The sequence below is a fragment of the Flexivirga alba genome (assembly GCF_042661025.1).
GTDB lineage: Bacteria > Actinomycetota > Actinomycetes > Actinomycetales > Dermatophilaceae > Flexivirga > Flexivirga alba.
The window spans coordinates 4,513,024-4,530,318 of record NZ_JBHSWH010000001.1 but is presented as its reverse complement, the minus strand read 5'-3'; the positions used below and the strand labels follow the sequence as shown (position 1 = coordinate 4,530,318).

Annotated in this window: 14 protein-coding genes and 1 riboswitch; of the genes, 6 read left to right on the top strand and 8 right to left on the bottom strand. The window is 67.0% G+C overall.

The genetic code is table 11. The features are described from left to right. Positions 1 to 72: 72 nt before the first annotated feature. Together ACFQDH_RS22610 and ACFQDH_RS22605 are read left to right on the top strand one after the other, a co-directional pair. On the top strand, positions 73 to 921 hold the full coding sequence (locus ACFQDH_RS22610; protein WP_382404612.1) for an aldo/keto reductase: 849 nt from the start codon (positions 73 to 75) through the stop codon (positions 919 to 921). Positions 922 to 948: 27 nt separating this feature from the next. Further along, entirely contained in the window at positions 949 to 2,028 is a 1,080-nt protein-coding gene (locus ACFQDH_RS22605) for a serine/threonine-protein kinase (protein WP_382404611.1), read from the top strand. Between the two features lie 146 nt (positions 2,029 to 2,174). Here ACFQDH_RS22605 and ACFQDH_RS22600 read toward each other — a convergent pair whose 3' ends face one another. The 4 genes from ACFQDH_RS22600 to ACFQDH_RS22585 form a co-directional block, all read right to left on the bottom strand. Next, positions 2,175 to 3,410, bottom strand: a complete 1,236-nt coding sequence (locus ACFQDH_RS22600; RefSeq protein WP_382404610.1) for a hypothetical protein — start codon at positions 3,408 to 3,410, stop codon at positions 2,175 to 2,177. A gap of 131 nt (positions 3,411 to 3,541) precedes the next feature. After that, positions 3,542 to 5,032: a VWA domain-containing protein gene (locus ACFQDH_RS22595; RefSeq protein WP_382404609.1), complete on the bottom strand. Its 1,491-nt coding sequence runs from the start codon at positions 5,030 to 5,032 to the stop codon at positions 3,542 to 3,544. After that, positions 5,016 to 5,906 (bottom strand): AAA family ATPase, encoded by an 891-nt coding sequence (locus tag ACFQDH_RS22590; protein ID WP_382404608.1) that lies wholly within the window; start codon positions 5,904 to 5,906, stop codon positions 5,016 to 5,018. The genes ACFQDH_RS22595 and ACFQDH_RS22590 overlap by 17 nt, the downstream gene beginning before the upstream one ends. 33 nt (positions 5,907 to 5,939) lie before the next feature. Continuing rightward, on the bottom strand, positions 5,940 to 6,338 hold the full coding sequence (locus ACFQDH_RS22585; RefSeq protein ID WP_382404607.1) for a MerR family transcriptional regulator: 399 nt from the start codon (positions 6,336 to 6,338) through the stop codon (positions 5,940 to 5,942). Between the two features lie 78 nt (positions 6,339 to 6,416). Between ACFQDH_RS22585 and ACFQDH_RS22580 the strand changes: the two genes are divergently transcribed. The 3 genes from ACFQDH_RS22580 to ACFQDH_RS22570 all read left to right on the top strand — a co-directional run bounded on the left by ACFQDH_RS22580 (position 6,417) and on the right by ACFQDH_RS22570 (position 10,440). Then, on the top strand, positions 6,417 to 7,598 hold the full coding sequence (locus tag ACFQDH_RS22580) for an acyl-CoA dehydrogenase family protein (protein WP_382404606.1): 1,182 nt from the start codon (positions 6,417 to 6,419) through the stop codon (positions 7,596 to 7,598). Beyond that, positions 7,595 to 9,157, top strand: coding sequence for an acyl-CoA carboxylase subunit beta (locus tag ACFQDH_RS22575; protein WP_382404605.1), 1,563 nt, complete (start codon positions 7,595 to 7,597; stop codon positions 9,155 to 9,157). Before ACFQDH_RS22580 ends, ACFQDH_RS22575 begins: the two co-directional genes overlap by 4 nt. A gap of 71 nt (positions 9,158 to 9,228) precedes the next feature. Beyond that, positions 9,229 to 10,440, top strand: a complete 1,212-nt coding sequence (locus ACFQDH_RS22570; protein ID WP_382404603.1) for a YhjD/YihY/BrkB family envelope integrity protein — start codon at positions 9,229 to 9,231, stop codon at positions 10,438 to 10,440. 25 nt (positions 10,441 to 10,465) lie between these two features. Here ACFQDH_RS22570 and metE read toward each other — a convergent pair whose 3' ends face one another. Both metE and ACFQDH_RS22560 read right to left on the bottom strand, forming a co-directional pair. Then, positions 10,466 to 12,745, bottom strand: a complete 2,280-nt coding sequence (metE, locus tag ACFQDH_RS22565; protein WP_382404602.1) for a 5-methyltetrahydropteroyltriglutamate--homocysteine S-methyltransferase — start codon at positions 12,743 to 12,745, stop codon at positions 10,466 to 10,468. Between the two features lie 53 nt (positions 12,746 to 12,798). After that, positions 12,799 to 12,998, bottom strand: a riboswitch (cobalamin riboswitch). Positions 12,999 to 13,011: 13 nt separating this feature from the next. Beyond that, the gene (locus tag ACFQDH_RS22560; RefSeq protein WP_382404601.1) at positions 13,012 to 13,668 is read right to left on the bottom strand and encodes an ArsR/SmtB family transcription factor; all 657 of its coding nucleotides are present in this window, start codon (positions 13,666 to 13,668) and stop codon (positions 13,012 to 13,014) included. Positions 13,669 to 13,759: 91 nt separating this feature from the next. Here ACFQDH_RS22560 and ACFQDH_RS22555 point away from each other — a divergent pair, with 91 nt between their 5' ends. Then, a complete protein-coding gene (locus ACFQDH_RS22555; RefSeq protein WP_382404600.1) occupies positions 13,760 to 15,019 on the top strand; it encodes an MFS transporter in 1,260 nt (419 codons plus the stop codon). 4 nt (positions 15,020 to 15,023) lie between these two features. Here ACFQDH_RS22555 and ACFQDH_RS22550 read toward each other — a convergent pair whose 3' ends face one another. Both ACFQDH_RS22550 and ACFQDH_RS22545 read right to left on the bottom strand, forming a co-directional pair. Next, positions 15,024 to 15,833: an MBL fold metallo-hydrolase gene (locus ACFQDH_RS22550; protein ID WP_382404599.1), complete on the bottom strand. Its 810-nt coding sequence runs from the start codon at positions 15,831 to 15,833 to the stop codon at positions 15,024 to 15,026. A gap of 34 nt (positions 15,834 to 15,867) precedes the next feature. Then, a complete protein-coding gene (locus ACFQDH_RS22545) occupies positions 15,868 to 17,142 on the bottom strand; it encodes an MFS transporter (RefSeq protein WP_382404598.1) in 1,275 nt (424 codons plus the stop codon). Positions 17,143 to 17,295 lie beyond the last annotated feature (153 nt).

Genomic DNA, 17,295 nt, shown 5'->3' with positions numbered 1-17,295 from the left:
GTCACGTGTTCGGGTCGTGAGACGGTGATTGCGCCCCGGCATACACGAGGGGCGAGTGGTGTTGGCCCCAGCATGAGCGATCAGGACAACAACCTCGTGCCCACCATCGCCCTCCGCGGGCGAAGCGGAGAGGTGCCCATCCCGCAACTCGGGTTCGGCGTGTGGCAGGTGCCCGATCGCGAGGTCGGAGCGGCGGTGACCGCCGCCCTGGAAACCGGATACCGACACATCGATACCGCCCGCCTCTACGGCAACGAGGCGGGTGTCGGCGAGGCACTCGGCCGCTCGGAGCTGTCCGCCGATGAGGTGTTCCTGACCACCAAGGTGTGGAACGACGACCACGGGTATGACGAGACGCTTCGTGCGTTCGATGCCTCGGAGAAGCGACTGGGACGGTCCGTCGACCTCTATCTCGTGCACTGGCCGGCCCCGAAGCAGGACAAGTACGTCGACACCTTCCGGGCGCTGTTGAAGCTGCGCGACGACGGTCGGATCCGGGCGGCCGGCGTCTGCAACTTCGGCATCGACCAGCTGCAGCGGGTCCGCGACGAGCTCGGCGAGTTCCCGGCGATCAACCAGATCGAGCTGCACCCATACCTGCAGCAGGAGAAGCTGCGCGTGTTCCACGCCGCGAACAGCATCGTGACCGAGGCCTGGAGCCCGCTGGCGTCGGGCGGCGACGTGTTGACCGATCCGGTGATTGGGCAGATCGCGCAGCGGATCGGCAAGTCGCCAGCTCAGGTGATCCTGCGGTGGCACCTGCAGATCGGCAACGTGGTCATCCCGAAGTCGGTCACCCCGTCTCGCATCGCCGAGAACTTCGACGTCTTCGGTTTCGAGCTGACCGAGGACGACCTCGCGACGATCGCGACTCTCAACCGCGATCTGCGCACCGGCCCCGACCCCGCGAACCTCGGCTGACGGGAGTTTCTGGCATCCTGCTGACTCGTGGGAGAGGTATTCGCAGGCCGCTATGAGCTGATCGACATCATCGGCGAGGGCGGTATGGGCTCGGTCTGGCAGGTTCACGACCGCAAGCACGACCGCACGCTCGCCGCGAAGGTGCTGCGGCAGTCCGACGCGGGCGCCCTGCTGCGCTTCATGCGCGAGCAGAGCACCCGCATTCATCACCCCAACGTGGTGACCCCGATCGGCTGGGCGGGCGAGGACGATCGGGTGCTGTTCACCATGCCGCTGGTCGACGGCGGCGCGGTCAGCGACCTGCTGCGCGACCACCGCAGGCTGCCGCCCCGGTATGTCGCCGAGCTGCTGCGCCAACTGTTGCGAGCCCTGGAGGCCGTGCACGGCGCAGGCGTCATACATCGTGACGTGAAGCCGGCGAACCTGTTGCTCGCCGCAACGGGTGCCGGGCGGCCACACCTGATGCTTACCGACTTCGGCATCGCGGTGCCCACGGATTCACCTCGTATGACGACAACGTCGGTCGTCCTCGGCACCCGCGGTTACCTGGCGCCCGAGCAACTGGCCGGCGCCGACCCGGCACCCGGTTTCGATCTGTATGCCGCGGGCATCGTCGCCTTCCAGTTACTCACCGCGCACCGGCCCGACGAGATCCGGCGCAGCCGCGACCAGGTGCCGCCGCGACCGGACGGCATCCCGGACATGCTGTGGCGGGTCGTGACCGACCTGGCCGACCCGGACCCGAAGGGGCGCCCGCCGTCGGCCGGCGCGGCAGCTGATGCACTGGAGACGCCCGACCTGTCGTGGGTGGACCAGCAGGAGATCGTCGTCCCGGTGCGGATTGCGACAGGCCAGGTCGAAGCGTTCACCGCCCCCGCGGCAACCCACGTGCCCGACGCCGCGACCCGGCAATTGCACCAGCATGCGCAGGAGGCCACCCGCACCCAGGGCGCACCGAGTGCTGCCCCGAACCGCGCGGTCCCGCCGTCAGGCTCGTCCACCAAGTCGTTGACCGGCCGGAAGGTCGGACTGGTGCTGGTGCCCGTGGTCGCGATCGCCGCGCTGCTCGGCATCTGGTTGCCGAGCTCCTCGGACAAGGGGGCCTGACCCCGGGTGAAGCCGCTGCCGGCGGAACCTGCCAGTGGCAGGACGCCGGCACCTTCGAGAACGACGCGAGTGGCACCCAGACCCTGAAGTGTGTCGCCGACGGCGCCACCTACAAGTGGCAGAAGCCGTAGTTCCCGCCAGGCTGGTCAGGCGCGGCGTCGCAGCAACAGGGCGATGACGCCCGCCGCGAGAGCGATGACGAGCGCCGAACCCGCGACTCGCAGCATCGTGGTGCTGCCCGAGCCCGAGTCGCTGCTGCCGCCCTGGCTGAGCTCGGTGGCAGGTGGCGCTGCGGCAGCCTGTCCGTCGGCGGCGACATAGCTCGGGCCGGCGGTGGGGGAGCCGCTGACCGCGAGGTTCAGTCGGGCGGGCAGCTTCTTCGTGGTGAGCTTCTCGCCCTTGTCGGACGCGCCGAGCTGCACCACGACGTAGTACCAGCCGGCGACGGTGGTCCACTGCGCCTCGCTGGTCCCGACGTCACCCGCGGTGTCGTAGCTGACGTTGCGATTGGCCGCATTGACCGGCGCCGTGTAGGTGCCCGCGGTCTGCTCGGTCGACTCGTTCTTGAAGAGCAACTGTGAGCCGCTGCCGCCACCCACCGGAGCCCACTGCGGGCTGAAGGCAGCGACCGTTAGCTCGAGCGATTCGTCCGGCGCGAAATTGCTGCCGTTGCGCGGTGCGTCGACCGAAGCCGCGAGCCGCTGCCCCCAGCCGACACGGATCCGGGCGACGGCGAGCTTGCCCGGCGTCAGGTCGACCGGATAGCTGCCCGGCGGCAGGCTGGTGGCGGCGAACAGCTGGTCGCTGAGCGTGCGGGCATCGCCGCTCTTGCTCGGAGCCTTGATCTCGTTCTGCTGGCTCTTGGGCGCGGGGGACCCGAGGTTCTCGATCTTCGGCTCGACCGTGACGGCAAATTGCAAGGGTCCGCTCGCTGTGGCGGAGGATGAAGAGGAGGAGGCCTTGATCTGCAGGATCAGGTCGGTGGCGGTCTTGCAGTCGTCGGACTGATAGGACTGGCGCTTGCCTTCTGCGCCGTCGACATACACGAAGGTGTAGCCGGTGTCGCTGTTGCTCAGGCTGACGCCGCTGTCGGAGCACGTGGTGTTGCCGTCGGAGGTGGTGATGTCCGCGTCCACGGAACCGAAGATCGCCACCGTCACCGCTGCGTCCTTGCGGCGTTTGATCGCGGCGTAGCGCTCGGTGCTACCGCTCGGTGCGGTGGTCTGGTAGACGCCCGGGTGCAAGTCAGGTGCGTCACCGCGCGCGGTGCTGAACCGCACCTCGGACGGTGCGCCGGCCGCGTCGGTGGCGGCATACGCGGGCGCAGTTGCGCTCAGGAGTATGGCTGCGCCCAGGGCAGCAGCGGTCACTCGAAAAGGCATGGTGGCTTGTTCTGCATTGGCGATGCGAGTCGCAAGCTCCCTGCAACGCCAACGCATCCCAAGCCTCCTGTGCTTGTTCAGAATGAGAGTCATGGTGGCAGCCAGTATGCCGAAGCGGGTCAGCCGCGCCCTCAAGTAGGCATCGTGTCGGCGACGAAGTCGCGCAACTGGTCCAGGTTCCGGCATTCGTGCATGGGCACCGCTTCTCGATAGCTCCGCACGGCCGAGTCCCCTTGACCCCACAGCGATCTCGGCTCCGGGTTGAGCCAGGCGATGTGCCGCGCACGGTCACGCACCCGCTCGAGATCGGCGACGTTCGGGTCGCCGTAGTTGTTGCGGGCGTCGCCCAAAACCAGCACCGTCGATCGTTTGGTGATGGCGTCGAGATGGCCGCGGGCGAAGGTGCGCAGCGCCCAGCCGTAGCTGGAGTTGGTGCCGCGGCCGATCAGCTCCGGCGTGCTCAGCGCCCAACTGGTCAGCGACGTGCCCGGCGGCAACTCGTGCACGACGTCGGTGATCTCGGCGGTGCTGCTGACGAAGCCGAAGACCCGCACGCGGCGGAAGTGCTGGTGCAACGCCTGCATCAGCAGCATGGTGAACGTCGAGAAGCCGCCCACCGAGCCGGACAGGTCGGCCAACAGCACGAGGTCGGGGCGGTGCGGCGCTCGGTTGCGGTATGCCGGTTTGATCGGCACACCGCCGGTGGACATGGAGGCGCGCAAGGTGCGGCGCACGTCGATGCTGCCGCGTCCGGCGCGCTCGCGGGCGGTCATCCGGGCCGCGAGTTTGCGTGCCAGTGGGTCGATCTCGTGGCGCAGCTGCTCGAGTTGGCGCTCGCCGGAGCTGACGAAATCGCGCTGTCGGAGCGTGGCCGGCACCGCCAGTTGGGCCAGCCGGTCGCGGTCGCGCAGTTCGGCGTTGCGCCTGCGGGTCTCGGTGCCGACCCGGCCGCGGAAGTCCTCGACCCTGCGGCGTAGCTCGTCGCGGTCGACGCGGTCGGTGAGTTGCTCCGGGCGGGTCGGCGGCCGGTCCCACGGGTTGACCGCCCAGGAGGTGTCGACGCCCGCGGAGGCCGCTGGCGTCATACCGGAGCCGGGGCCCTGGGCGTCGCCCTCGCCGCCGGAGCCCTCTTGGGTCGCGCGCAGTTGCTGGTGGGCCGCCGAGATCGCGCGCTGCGGCGCGAGCGCCTCGAGGGTGCGTGCCGAGCTCCAGCCGCGGTCGGGCTCTGTCTCATCGATGGCGCCGAGCAGCTCGACCGCAGCGGCGGCCAGCCGGTCCAGCTCGGCTTCGTCGCCGGTGGCCAGCGCCCGGGCGAGTTGCTCGCGCAGCTCGGCCTCGTCCGCCGGAGTGCCGGTGGTTGTCCGCGCGCCGGTCGCCGCGGGGAAGTAGATGTCGAAGAGCTGGTCGAAGGTGACGCGATCCTCGTGTCGCCGGACCATCGCGGCCGCCATACCCGCGCGTAACCGGGTGCGGTCGTCGAAGCCGAGCGCCGTGGCGACGCGTGCCGCGTCGGTCACTTCGCTGGGTCCGATGCGTATGCCGTGCCCGCGCATCGCCGCGCCGAGTCGGATGAATCGGCTTGCAACGGGGGCAGACTCGTCCCGCTCAGCCGGCGAGATCACGATCGAGTTCGAGCTTCTTGTGGGCGAGCTCGATGTCGCTGTTGTGCTTCAGGATCACGCCGAGCGTGCGGCGGACGGTGGCCGGGTCGAGCTCGGTCGCTCCCAAACTGAGCAGGGTGCCCGCCCAGTCGACGGTCTCGGCGACCGACGGCGCCTTGCGCAGTTCGAGCGCGCGCAACGCGCCGACGACCCGCACCACGGAGGCTGCGAGTGCGTCGGGCAACTCGGGCACGTGGGACTGGACGATGCGCTGCTCGAGTTCGGCGGAGGGGTAGTCGATGTGCAGGAAGAGGCAACGGCGACGCAGTGCCTCGGACAGCTCGCGGGTCGCGTTGGAGGTGAGCACGACCAGTGGCCGATGGTTGGCTCGCAAGGTGCCCAGCTCGGGGATGGTCACCTGGAACTCCGAAAGCAGCTCCAGTAGTAGGCCTTCCATCTCCTCGTCGGCCTTGTCGACCTCGTCGATCAGCAGGACGACAGGCTGCTCGCTGCGTACGGCGGTCAGCAGTGGGCGGGGGAGCAGGAACTCCTCGCCGAAGATGTCGGTCCGCAGCTCGTCCCACTCAGATCCCTGCTCGGCGGTGATCCGTAGCAGCTGCTTGGCGTGGTTCCACTCGTAGAGCGCACGGGCCTCATCGACGCCTTCGTAGCACTGCAACCGAACCAGGCGCTGGTCGAGAGCCTGCGACAACGCCGCGGCCAACGCAGTCTTGCCGACGCCCGCCGGGCCTTCCACCAGGATCGGTCGGCCGAGGGCAGCGGCGAGATAGACGGTGGTCGAAATCTCTTCGGACGCAAGGTATCCCGCGTCCTGAAGAGCCTGCGACACCTCGTCGACGGACTCGAACGGTGCGGGGACCGAGCTGCTACTCACAGGTAACACGCTACGGCAGTGGTTGGGCTGGGACTACCGGTGCCGCAGCGCTCGCAAATCACTTCGGCAGCGCGCCTCGACCTCACGCAGGTCCCGCAGGGTCTGCTCGATGTCGGCACGGCGTTGCTCGAGGTCGTCCCGTCGGGCGGCGATCTGATCGAGCAGGTAGGTGAGCTGGCCCGCTTCGCCCGGCGTCTGGTCGTACATGTCGATGATCGTGCGAATCTCCTCCAACGGGAAGCCGATTCGCTTGCCACGAAGGATGAGGGCCAGCCGTGTGCGGTCGCGACGATGGAAGACCCGCACGGTGCCGCGCCGCTCAGGGGAGATGAGCCCAAGTTCCTCGTAATGGCGGATGGTCCGATGAGTGAGGTCGTACTCGTCGGCGAGGTCGGCGATCGTCCACGTCTGTCCGTCATCCGAGGTTGTCATGCTCGGCAGCATGCTTTACGTTGACGTTAACGTCAAGCATGCGGACTTGGCGGCCCCGACGAGAAGGACAGGCAGCGCATGTTCGAGTTGAGCCAGGAACACGAAGAGTTCCGGCAGTTGGTGCGTGACTTCGCCGAGCACGAGGTCGCTCCGCATGTCGCGCAGTGGGACGTGGACCACCACTTCCCGACCGACCTGGTGCCCAAGATGGGCGAGCTGGGGCTCTTCGGTCTGGTGGTGCCGGAGGAGTACGGCGGCGCCGGCCTCGACGAAGGTGGTTTCACCTACCTCTGCCTGGCGATCGAGGAGCTCGGCCGGGTCGACCAGTCGATCGGCATCACCCTGTCGGCCGGCATGGGCCTGGGCATCAACCCGATCCTGACCTACGGCTCCGACGAGCAGAAGCAGCGCTTCCTGCCGGACCTGGTCGCCGGCCGTGCGCTGGCCGGTTTCGGCCTGACCGAGCCGGACGCCGGTTCGGACGCGGGTGCGACCCGCACCAAGGCCTCCTTGGCTGACGGGCACTGGACGATCAACGGCTCGAAGGCATTCATCACCAACTCCGGCACTGACATCACCTCGGTCGTGACGGTGACCGCACGCACCGGCACCGACGACAAAGGCCGTCCCGAGATCAGCGCCATCATGGTCCCGTCCGGAACGCCCGGTTTCACGGCGGAGCCGGCATACAACAAGCTCGGCTGGAACATCTCCGACACTCACGGTTTGACGTTCGCCAATTGCGTTGTGCCGGAAGGCAATCTGCTGGGGGAGCGCGGCCAGGGCTACCGGCAGTTCCTCAAGACACTCGACGACGGCCGCATCGCGATCTCCGCGCTCGCGGTCGGCCTGTCGCAGGCGTGCTTGGAGGCTGCGACCGAATACGCCAAGACCCGAACGGCTTTCGGTAAGCCGATCGCGGTCAACCAGGGTGTGTCCTTCCAGTTGTCCGACCTCGCCGTGATGGTCGAGGCGTCCCGGCTGCTCACTTACAAGGCAGCCTGGCTCAAGGACGAGCTGGAGGTCGGCCGCCGGTCGGTCGCCGAGGTCAAGCAGGCCGCCTCGATCGCAAAGTTGTATTCCACCGAGTCCGCTGTCACCGCGACTCGCATCGCGACGCAGATCTTCGGTGGCAACGGATTCATGGAGGAGTACCCCGTCGCGCGGTTCTACCGCGACGCGAAGATCCTGGAGATCGGCGAAGGCACCTCCGAAGTCCAGCGCATGCTGATCGCCCGCGGCCTAGGCTTGCCGGCGTGACGACAAACGCTGAGGTGAATGGCGACCCGCGGGTCGCGGATGTCCGTGAACGGCTGGCCGCGGCACACGAGGCGTCGCAGACGTTGTCGGACAAGGCCCGCGCCAAGCTGGACTCGCAGAACAAGCTGTACGTCCGCGATCGCATCGCGCTGCTCTTCGACGAGGGGTCGTTCATCGAGGACGGGCGTTACGCGAACGCGACGGCGGGCAACCTGCCGGCCGACGGCGTCGTCACGGGTCGTGGCACGGTCGACGGCCGACCGGCGATCGTCGTCGCCAACGACCCGACCGTGAAGGCGGGCTCCTGGGGCGCACGCACCGTCGAGAAGATCGTGCGCGCAACCGAATCCGCACTCCGTGAGGAACTGCCGATCTTCTGGTTCGTCGACTCCGCCGGTGCCCGCATCACCGACCAGGTGCAGCTCTTCCCCGGGCGCCGTGGCGCGGGGCGGATCTTCCACAACCAGGTGGCTCTGTCCGGCCGCGTGCCGCAGATCTGCTGTCTCTTCGGCCCGTCCGCGGCCGGCGGCGCCTACATCCCGAGCTTCACCGACGTGATCATCATGGTCGAGGGCAACGCGTCCATGTACCTCGGCAGCCCGCGTATGGCGGAAATGGTTGTGGGAGAAAAGGTTTCGCTCGAAGAGATGGGCGGTGCCCGCATGCACTGCACCGTCTCCGGCGTCGGCGATCTGCTCGCAGAGGACGACCCCGAAGCGATCGAGCTGGCCAAGCTGTTCTTCTCCTACCTGCCGTCGACCTGGCGGGAAGAACCTCCGTCATACATTGCCGAGGAGCCGGAGGTCGCGCTCACCGACACGACGGTGCCGGAGATCGAGAGCCAGCCGTTCGACATACACGAAGTGATCGACGGGCTGGTCGACGACGACTCCTTCTTCGAGGTCAAGCCGCTCTTCGCGCCCGAGCTGGTCATCGGTTTCGGCCGAATGGACGGCAGGACAGTCGGTTTCGTCGCCAACAACTCGGCGGCCAAGGGTGGCGTGCTCTTCACCGACAGCGCGGACAAGGCGACCCGGTTCATCTGGATGTGTGACGCCTACTCGATCCCGCTGATCTACCTGGCCGACGTGCCGGGCTTCATGATCGGCTCGGAGGTCGAGCGCGGCGGCATCATCCGGCACGGCGCGAAGATGGTCTCGGCGGTGTCCGAAGCGACCGTGCCGCAGTTCTGCGTCGTGGTCCGCAAGGCGTATGGCGCCGGGCTCTACGCGATGTGCGGTCCTGGCTTCGGCCCGGACGCGACGATCGCGCTGCCGACCGCGCGGATCGCCGTGATGGGTCCGGAGGCCGCGGTCAACGCGGTCTATGCCGGCAAGATCGAAGCGATCGAGGACGACGTCGAGCGTGCACAGTTCGTGCAGGCCCGCCGCGAGGAGTACCTCGAGGACGTCGACCTGGAGCGGCTCGCGTCCGACCTGGTGATCGACACCGTCGTCGAGGCGTCGGACCTGCGCGCCGACCTGTTGCATCGGCTCGCGTATGCCGTCCGGCGCGACCGCAGCTTCACCGAGCGCCGGCGCGCCATACCGCCGGTGTGAGTCTCCCACGAAGCCGCGCCACACACCCGCAGGATTCCGCTGATTCCATGGCATGCGGATACCGTGGAGGGGTGTCAGCACACACGGCGGTGGATCGGGCGCAGCGGAGGTTTTCGCCGCTGGGCTATCCCATTGCAGTTGTCTACAAGTTCTTCGATGACATGGGCAGCTACCTCGGGGCGTTGCTGGCGTTCTACGCGTTCGTGTCGCTCTTCCCGCTGCTGATCCTCGCCACGACGATCCTCGGTATCGTTTTGAACGGCGATCCAGGCCTGCAGCAGGATCTGCTCAAGTCGGCGCTCGGTGAGTTTCCAATCATCAGCGACCAGATCACCAAGCCGACGGCGCTGTCCGGCAGTTGGGTCTCGATCACGACCAGCACGCTGGTCGCCCTCTACGGTGCCCTTGGCGCAGCGCAGGCGTTCCAGTACATCGCCAACAGCGTGTGGCAGGTGCCGCGCAACTCGCGGCCCAACCCCTTTACCGCCCGCGGAAAGTCGATCGGCCTGATCGCACTGCTCGGCACGGCGTTGCTCGCCACCATCGGCCTCACCCAGGTCGTGCCGCGGCTGGTGCATCTGGAGGGTCTCGCCTCGTTCGGCATCCAGGTGGGCACCGTGGGCATCGATGTGGTCGCAATCATGGTCGCCTACCACGTGGGCACCAGTAGGTCGCTGTCCTGGCGCGACATCTGGCCGGGGGCGGTCTTCGCCTCCATCATGTGGCAGTTGCTCCAGCGCTTCGGTGGCATCTACGTCCAGCACATCATCAAGCGAAACAGTGCTATCGACCCGACGCTGGCGCTAGTTGTCGGCTTGATGCTCTTCCTGTTCATCGCGGGCATCATCATCGTCATCAGCATGGAGCTCAACGCGGTCTGGACCCTGCGACTGTGGCCGCGGGCATTGCTCACGCCGTTCACCGACAACGTGCAACTCACCGACGCTGACGTGCGCGCGTACAGCGGGTTGGCGCGGGCCACTCGGCTCAAGGGTTTCCAGCAGATCGACATCGGCTTCGACAAGCCTCCAGAACCGCAGGAGAAGTCCGGAGTAAAGGACCGGCCCGAGCACGAAGAGGTGCCACTCCCGCTCGACTTCGGCGACGGCGAGGCTGCCGCCACCGAGCCGGTGCCCACCAGGGCAGCGCGGGCACCGCACGAGGCACACCGGTTGCCGAGTCCGCAGCCGAGCACCGGTCCGGAGCACGACGAGCGCACCATCCCCTCGTCTCTCGCCGCTCAGAACCTGAGGACGAGGACGAGGAGGACACCGCGCCGGTGATCCGCGGACCCTGGTCCGCGGAGCGTTAGATCGACGCGCGGACCGCGGCCGCAGCGGAGACGAGATTCGCCAGGGCAGGCCGGACCTCGTCCGGACGCCTTGTTTTCAGACCGCAGTCCGGGTTGACCCACACCTGGCCGGCCGCGAGCGCACCCACCGCCTTCTCCAGCAGCGTGCGCACCTCGTCAGTGGACGGGACCCGCGGCGAGTGGATGTCGTAGACACCCGGACCGACGCCCTTGGCGTAGCCGGACTTCTGAAGTTCGTCCGCGAGCGACATACCCGACCGGGCGGCTTCGAGGCTGATCACATCGGCATCCAGGTCGTCGATCGCGGTGAAGATGTCACCGAAATCCGCGTAGCACATGTGCGTGTGCACCTGGGTGACGTCCGCGACGGAACTCGTTGCCAGCCGGAAGGATTCGGTTGCCCACTCCAGGTATGCCGGGCGGTCGGTGGTCCGCAGCGGCAGCGTCTCGCGCAGGGCCGGCTCATCAACCTGGATGACGCGGCAACCGGCCGCCTCCAGATCGCGGACCTCATCGCGCAGCGCGAGTGCGACCTGCCGGGCCGTGTCACCGATGGGCTGGTCGTCGCGCACGAAGGACCAGGCGAGCATGGTGACCGGCCCGGTCAGCATGCCCTTGACCGGTCGCTTCGTCAGCGATTGCGCGTACTGCCACCAGCGGACGGTCATCGGCTCGGGACGGGAGACGTCACCGAAGATGATCGGCGGCCGAACGCAGCGGGTGCCGTAGGACTGCACCCAACCGTGTGTGGTCGACAGGTAGCCGTCGAGCTGTTCGGCGAAGTACTGCACCATGTCGTTGCGTTCCGGCTCACCGTGCACCAGCACGTCCAGGCCGAGCTCTTCCTGCAGGGAGATCACCGTGGCGATCTCGTCGCGCATCGCCGATTCGTATGTCGCCCGGTCGATTTCGCCGCGACGCAGTGATGCGCGTGCCTTGCGCACGGAGTCGGTCTGCGGGAACGACCCGATGGTCGTCGTCGGTAGCAGTGGCAGGCCGAGCGACTCCTGCTGTTGCGGGTATCGCTGGTCGAACGCCGCGACACGATGTGTGTCGGCGTCCCGCACCGCGGCCACGCGTGCGCGCACGGCATCGTCGTGTGTGCGCGCCGATGCCTGTCGGGACGCGACCGCTCGACGGGACGCGTCCAGTGCGGGAGTCGCTGCAGTTTCGTCGTCGAGTGCCGTTGCCAGCGTGCGGATTTCGAGCACCTTCTCGCGCGCGAAGGCCAGCCAGCTTCGGACCTCCTCGTCGATCGCGGTCTCCTTCGACGCATCGAGCGGCACGTGCAGCAGCGAGCAGGAGCTGCCGACGACGAGGTCGTCGACGCGGCCGGCCAGCCGGCGCACGATCGCCAGTCGGTCGTCGAGATCGGCGGCCCAGACGTTGCGGCCGTCGATGACACCTGCGATCAGCCGCTTTTCGCGCAGACCGTGCTCCAGGATCTCGGTGACGTTCGCCGGGACGGTGCAGTCGATCGCCAGGCCGTCGACGGGTGCCTCGGCGAACACCTCGAACGCGTCCTGCAATGCGGCGAAATAGCTGGCAATCAACAGTTTCGGGCGTTTCGTTGCGGAGCCAAGTCGATCGAGTGCGTGACGAGCCGCGTCGAGCACAGCGACCGGCTGGTCCAGGACGAGCGCCGGCTCGTCAATCTGCACCCACTGCGCGCCGGCGTCGTGCAGGGTGCTGAGGATGTCGACATACACGTCCAGCAGGGGGTCAAGAAGCGACAACGGGTCGAACCCCGCTGGTGCGTCCACAGCCGGCTTCGACAGCAGCAGAAAGGTGAGCGGTCCGACGAGCACCGGACGCGCGGTGTGGCCGGCGTCGGTCGCCTGGGTGAAGAGCTCGACCTGGCGGGCGGCGTTCGCGGTGAACGTCGTCGCGGGGGCGAGCTCCGGCACCAGGTAGTGGTAGTTGGTGTCGAACCACTTGGTCATCTCCAGCGGCGCAACCTTGTCGTTCCCGCGGGCCATCGCGAAGTAGACGTCCAGGTCGTTGTCGGCCGCGGCCCGAAAGCGCTGCGGCACGGCGCCGACCATCCATGCCGTGTCGAGCACGTGGTCGTAGTAGGAGAAGTCGCCGGTCGGGATCTCGTCGATCCCGTTGTCCGACAGTTGTTTCCACGCATCGGCGCGTAGGCCGGCAGCGATGTCGTGGAGTTCGTCGGCGGGGACGCGGCCCGCCCAATAGGCCTCGATGGCCCGTTTGAGCTCTCGCTTCGGCCCCTGTCGTGGCCAGCCGAGAACAGTGGCAGTGGTGCTGTTGGTCATTCCAAACTCCTTCGCGACCCGCCCGAGAGGTCACCGAATCGGCCGAACCCGGGTCCGGGCTCGGGCGACTGGCAGGTCTTCGGACTCGTGAGCGTGCCGAAACAAGGCGCCTACTGTCCATCGCTTCCCGGCCAAGTTGGCCAGTGCGTATGACGGAGGTCGTTCTCACATACCGCTGCGGGGCAGTCCCGGAGTCACACCGGATTCCCTCTTACGACGCGGCATCCGGATCACCGGTATGACGCGAACCTGTCGCGTTCCTCAGCCTACTGACTCTTGCCGGAGCGCTCGTCACCCGTTCGGTCCGCGGCCTCCTCGGTCTCCAGTACTTGACCCAGCGGAGCGCCGTTGCTGACCCCGAAATAGGTATGCCGGGTCTCGCCGTCAGCCGAGTTGCTGACCTCTCGCGATCGTTGCATCCAGCGCGACGTCACCTCCCACTGGTCGTCGAGGAAGGCGTCCAATTCGGAGCGACTCAGGTGCAGCACGAAGTTGTTGAACCAGGTCTTTGGCCCCTCGGTGGACTCGTCGAGGTGTCGGAAGGAGAGCGCTGTGAGCGCATGTGCGGTGCTCTCGGTGACCTGTTTGAAGGCCCCGACTGCAGCCGGACCACCGGGCATCGCTTCCAAGTCGTGGAAGTCCACGATGAGACCCTCGTCGGTTGTTGCTCGCCACCATCGTTCGCGGCCGTCGGTGCCGTGCTCGGGGTCATCTTCGACGAGGCCATAGCGCGCCAGCTGCCGGAGGTGAAAGCTGACCGAATTCGCCGGTTCCGCAACGGCGTTCGCTAGATCCACGGCGCGAGACGGGCCGCGTGCTGTCAGCTCGCCGAAGAGGCGCATGCGCAGTGGATGCGACAGAGCCTTGAGCTCGCGGGGGTCGACGATACGCCGCGGCTCGGACCGGTCCTGTGATCTGCTCACGGGACCACTGTGCCGTGGCTTGGTCCTCTTCGCAAATAATAATGCGCAAATATAGTTGCGTAATGCCTGGAGCCGGCGCACGATGGTCGTCATGACACAGGTGGGGGACGAAGCGCTCGACACGAAACGACCTGCGCTCTGGCGCAACCGGGACTTCGAGTTGCTGATGGTTGGCAACACCTTGAACGGCATCGGGTCGCGGATGAGTGGACTGGCCTTTCCGCTGCTTGCGCTCTGGATGACCGACAACGCGGCGATCGCGGGGCTCGTCGGGGGAGCCGTGGTCGCCGGGATGGTGATCGCCGGAATCCCGGCCGGCACGTTCGTCGACAGGTGGAACCGTCGCAGTGCGATGGTGTGGTCAGCCCTCGTCGCGGCAGCGTCATACGCGACGGTCGTGCTGGCGTATGCCGCCGACCTGCTCACGATCGCACAGCTGGTGGTCGCGGGGTTCGTGGTCGGTGCTGCCGAGGCGGTCTTCTCGCCGGCCGACACGCTGGCGACGAAAGCCGTTGTGCCGCCTGAGGAACTGAGCACCGCGATGTCGGTGATGCAAGGCCGGCAGGGTGTCACCGGTCTGGTTGGTCCACCACTCGGCGGCGTGCTCTTCGCGGTGTCTCGCTCGCTGCCGGTGCTCGCCGATGTGGTCTCTTATCTCGTCGCTGTGGTGGCGGCGCTACTCGTACGCACACCGCTGCCGGCACCACCACCGGACGGCGGGGAGCACGAACCACCCTTGCAGGCCATGCGATTCGGTCTGAAGTTCGTGTGGCGCCACGACGTGTTGCGGCCGGTGATCGTCATCGCGACCCTGCTCAACTTCGCGGTCAACGGCTTCATGCTCGTCTTGATCGTCGTGCTGCGCGACCGGCACGTCGAGCCGGCCGGCATCGGGCTGGCCGAAACCGCGATCGCGGTAGCGACGATCGCGGGCGCGGTTGTGGCCGGGGCGATCCTGAAGAAAGTTCCTGCCGGACAGGTGCTCATCGTCGGCTCGGTCGTGCTCGGCGCGAGTCTCATCGCGTGCGCCTTCGTGCACAGCTATCCGCTGGTGCTACTGCTGCTCGTCGCCGGATTCCTGCTGACGCCCGCCCTCAACGCCGGCTTCATGACCTACGTCATGCTCATCACCCCGGAGGCCATGCAGGGGCGGGTGCAGAGCGCGCTGATGACCTGCGTGATGGGTATGTCGCCGCTCGCTCCGGCGATTGGTGGCTTGCTGGTGGAGTGGTGGGGCGGCGAAGCCGCTCTCGCGGCACTCGGCGGACTCGCGTTCATCGTCGCGTCGCTGGTGGTCCTGGCGGGACCGCTGCGCCGAATGCCGTTGCTGGCCGACGTTGCAGCGGTATGAGCGCTCAGGTCAGGTGGTCGAAGTCGCCACGCACCCAGGCCGCGTGCCGCTGCGCGGACCGCTGCACAGCGGCGGCGGCGTCGGTCGGGACCGCCAGACCGAAGTTGTTCCAGATCTCTTCGAAGGCAAGCGGTTTCACCCTCTCGGCGATACGCAGAACCACGTTGCCGGACAACGGGATCCGGTTGGGATAGGAGCGCATGAAGCTGACCGTCACGTGGTCCGGGTTGGACATGATCGTGTCCCCGCTGAGCAGCGTGCCGCGGCCGTCAGCGCCGTGCTGCCAGTGCGCGACCGCGCTGCCGGGGAAGTGGCCACCGATCTGGTGCAGCGTGAGTCCGTCGCTCAACTTCAACTCGTCGTCCCATTCGGTGACCGCTGGTCCGCGGCGCCCGAGCCATTCGGTGTCTGCGGCATTGACGTAGACCGGTGCGTCGTCGAACGCGGCTGACCACTCGAGCTGGACACCGAACATGTGCGGATGGCTGGCCGCGATCCACCGGATGCCACCGCGCTCAGTGACGGCCGCGATCGCCTCATCATCGATGAAACCCGGTGGGTCCCAAAGGAGATTGCCTTCCGTCGTCTGCACCAGCAGTGCGGTCTGTCCGATGCCGACGTCGGTCCGCAGGCCGGTCAGTGCCGGCCGCAGATCGAGGACCTCGACCCGCTGACCGTCCGCGGCCAGCTGTTTGACACTAATCCACTTCTGACCGGTGGCCGGCACGTACTGCCGTTCGTCCACACAGATCGGGCAGTCGCGGTCGGCGGCGGTGTCGTCATACTCCACGGCGCAGGTGGCACAAGTGATCATGGGGACCATCCTGGGACCTCAAGCACGCTTCAGGTCAACTGATCTGCTCCGCCACAACGCTGCTGTCGCGCGTGCCGAACTGAATTCCCTTCCGCTCCTTGCCGATCAGCGTGAAGATGATGACCGCTATGAAGACCGGGACGATGGTTACCGACAGCGCGAACGGATAGCCGTGCGATGACGCGAGTGCCTCCTGGATCGGCAGGTTGAACGCCGCCAGACAGTTGCCGAGTTGGTAGGTCACTCCGGGATAGAAACCGCGAATCTCGTCCGGCGACAGCTCCGTCAGGTGAGCGGGTATGACGCCCCATGCGCCCTGCACCATCACCTGCATGAGGAACGACCCGAGGATGATCATCCCGATCGACGTGGAGTAGGCGAAGAGCGGCACGATCGGCAGGCCCAGCACCGCGCACAGCACGATCAGCGTCTTGCGCCCGTAGCGCTCGGACAGCGCCCCGGCGACCGCGCCGCCGATGATGGCGCCGATGTTGTAGACCACCGCGATCCAGGTGGCCGTCGACTTGGCAAGGCCGAGACCACCGTCGACCGACTCCTTCAAGAAGGTCGGGTAGACGTCCTGGGTGCCGTGACTCATCCAGTTGAACGCGGTCATCAGCAGCACCAGGAAGATGAAACGCTTCCAGATCGTCGGGTTCTTGATGATGTCCGACACCCCAGTCGTGGTCGACTTGAAGCGCTGTCGACTCTCCCGCCATACCTCCGACTCCTCGACCCGCGAGCGGATGATCAGCGAGACGATCGCCGGGATGATCGACAACGCGAACATCCACCGCCAGGACAGCCCCCACCAGGTGTTCAGCAGCAGGAACGCCAGCGACGCCATCAGGTAGCCCATCGAGTAGCCGCCCTGCAGGATGCCGGAGAAGAACCCGCGTCGCTTCGCCGGGATCTTCTCCATCGCCAGGGCTGCGCCGAGCCCCCACTCGCCGCCCATCCCGATGCCGTAGAGCATGCGCAGGATGATCAGCACCCAGAAGTTGGGGGCGAACGCGCACAGGAAGCCGACGACCGAGTAGAACGCGACGTCGACCATCAACGGGATGCGGCGCCCCGCGCGGTCGGCCCATAGGCCGAAGATGAACGCCCCGACCGGACGCATCACCAGGGTCATCGTGGTGATCAGGGACATCTCGGTCAGCGACTTGCCGAAGTCCTTGGCGATCTGCGCGTAGATCAGCACGACCAGGAAGTAGTCGAACGCATCCATGGCCCAGCCGAGGTAGGCCGCGGCGAACGAGTTCCGTTGGTCCGGGGTAAGTTTCTCCGGGCGGGAAATGGTCGACATACGGCTCCTTCGGTTCAGGCGTGATCCATAGCTGTCCGAAGAACGAAATTAGACCGCTGCACCCGCCGACGGGGCGTTGGACGCGAGGGACTTCTGCTCCTGACTAAACCCTTACCTTTCGCTGGCCCAACCACGTGTTCCGGGATGGCAGGG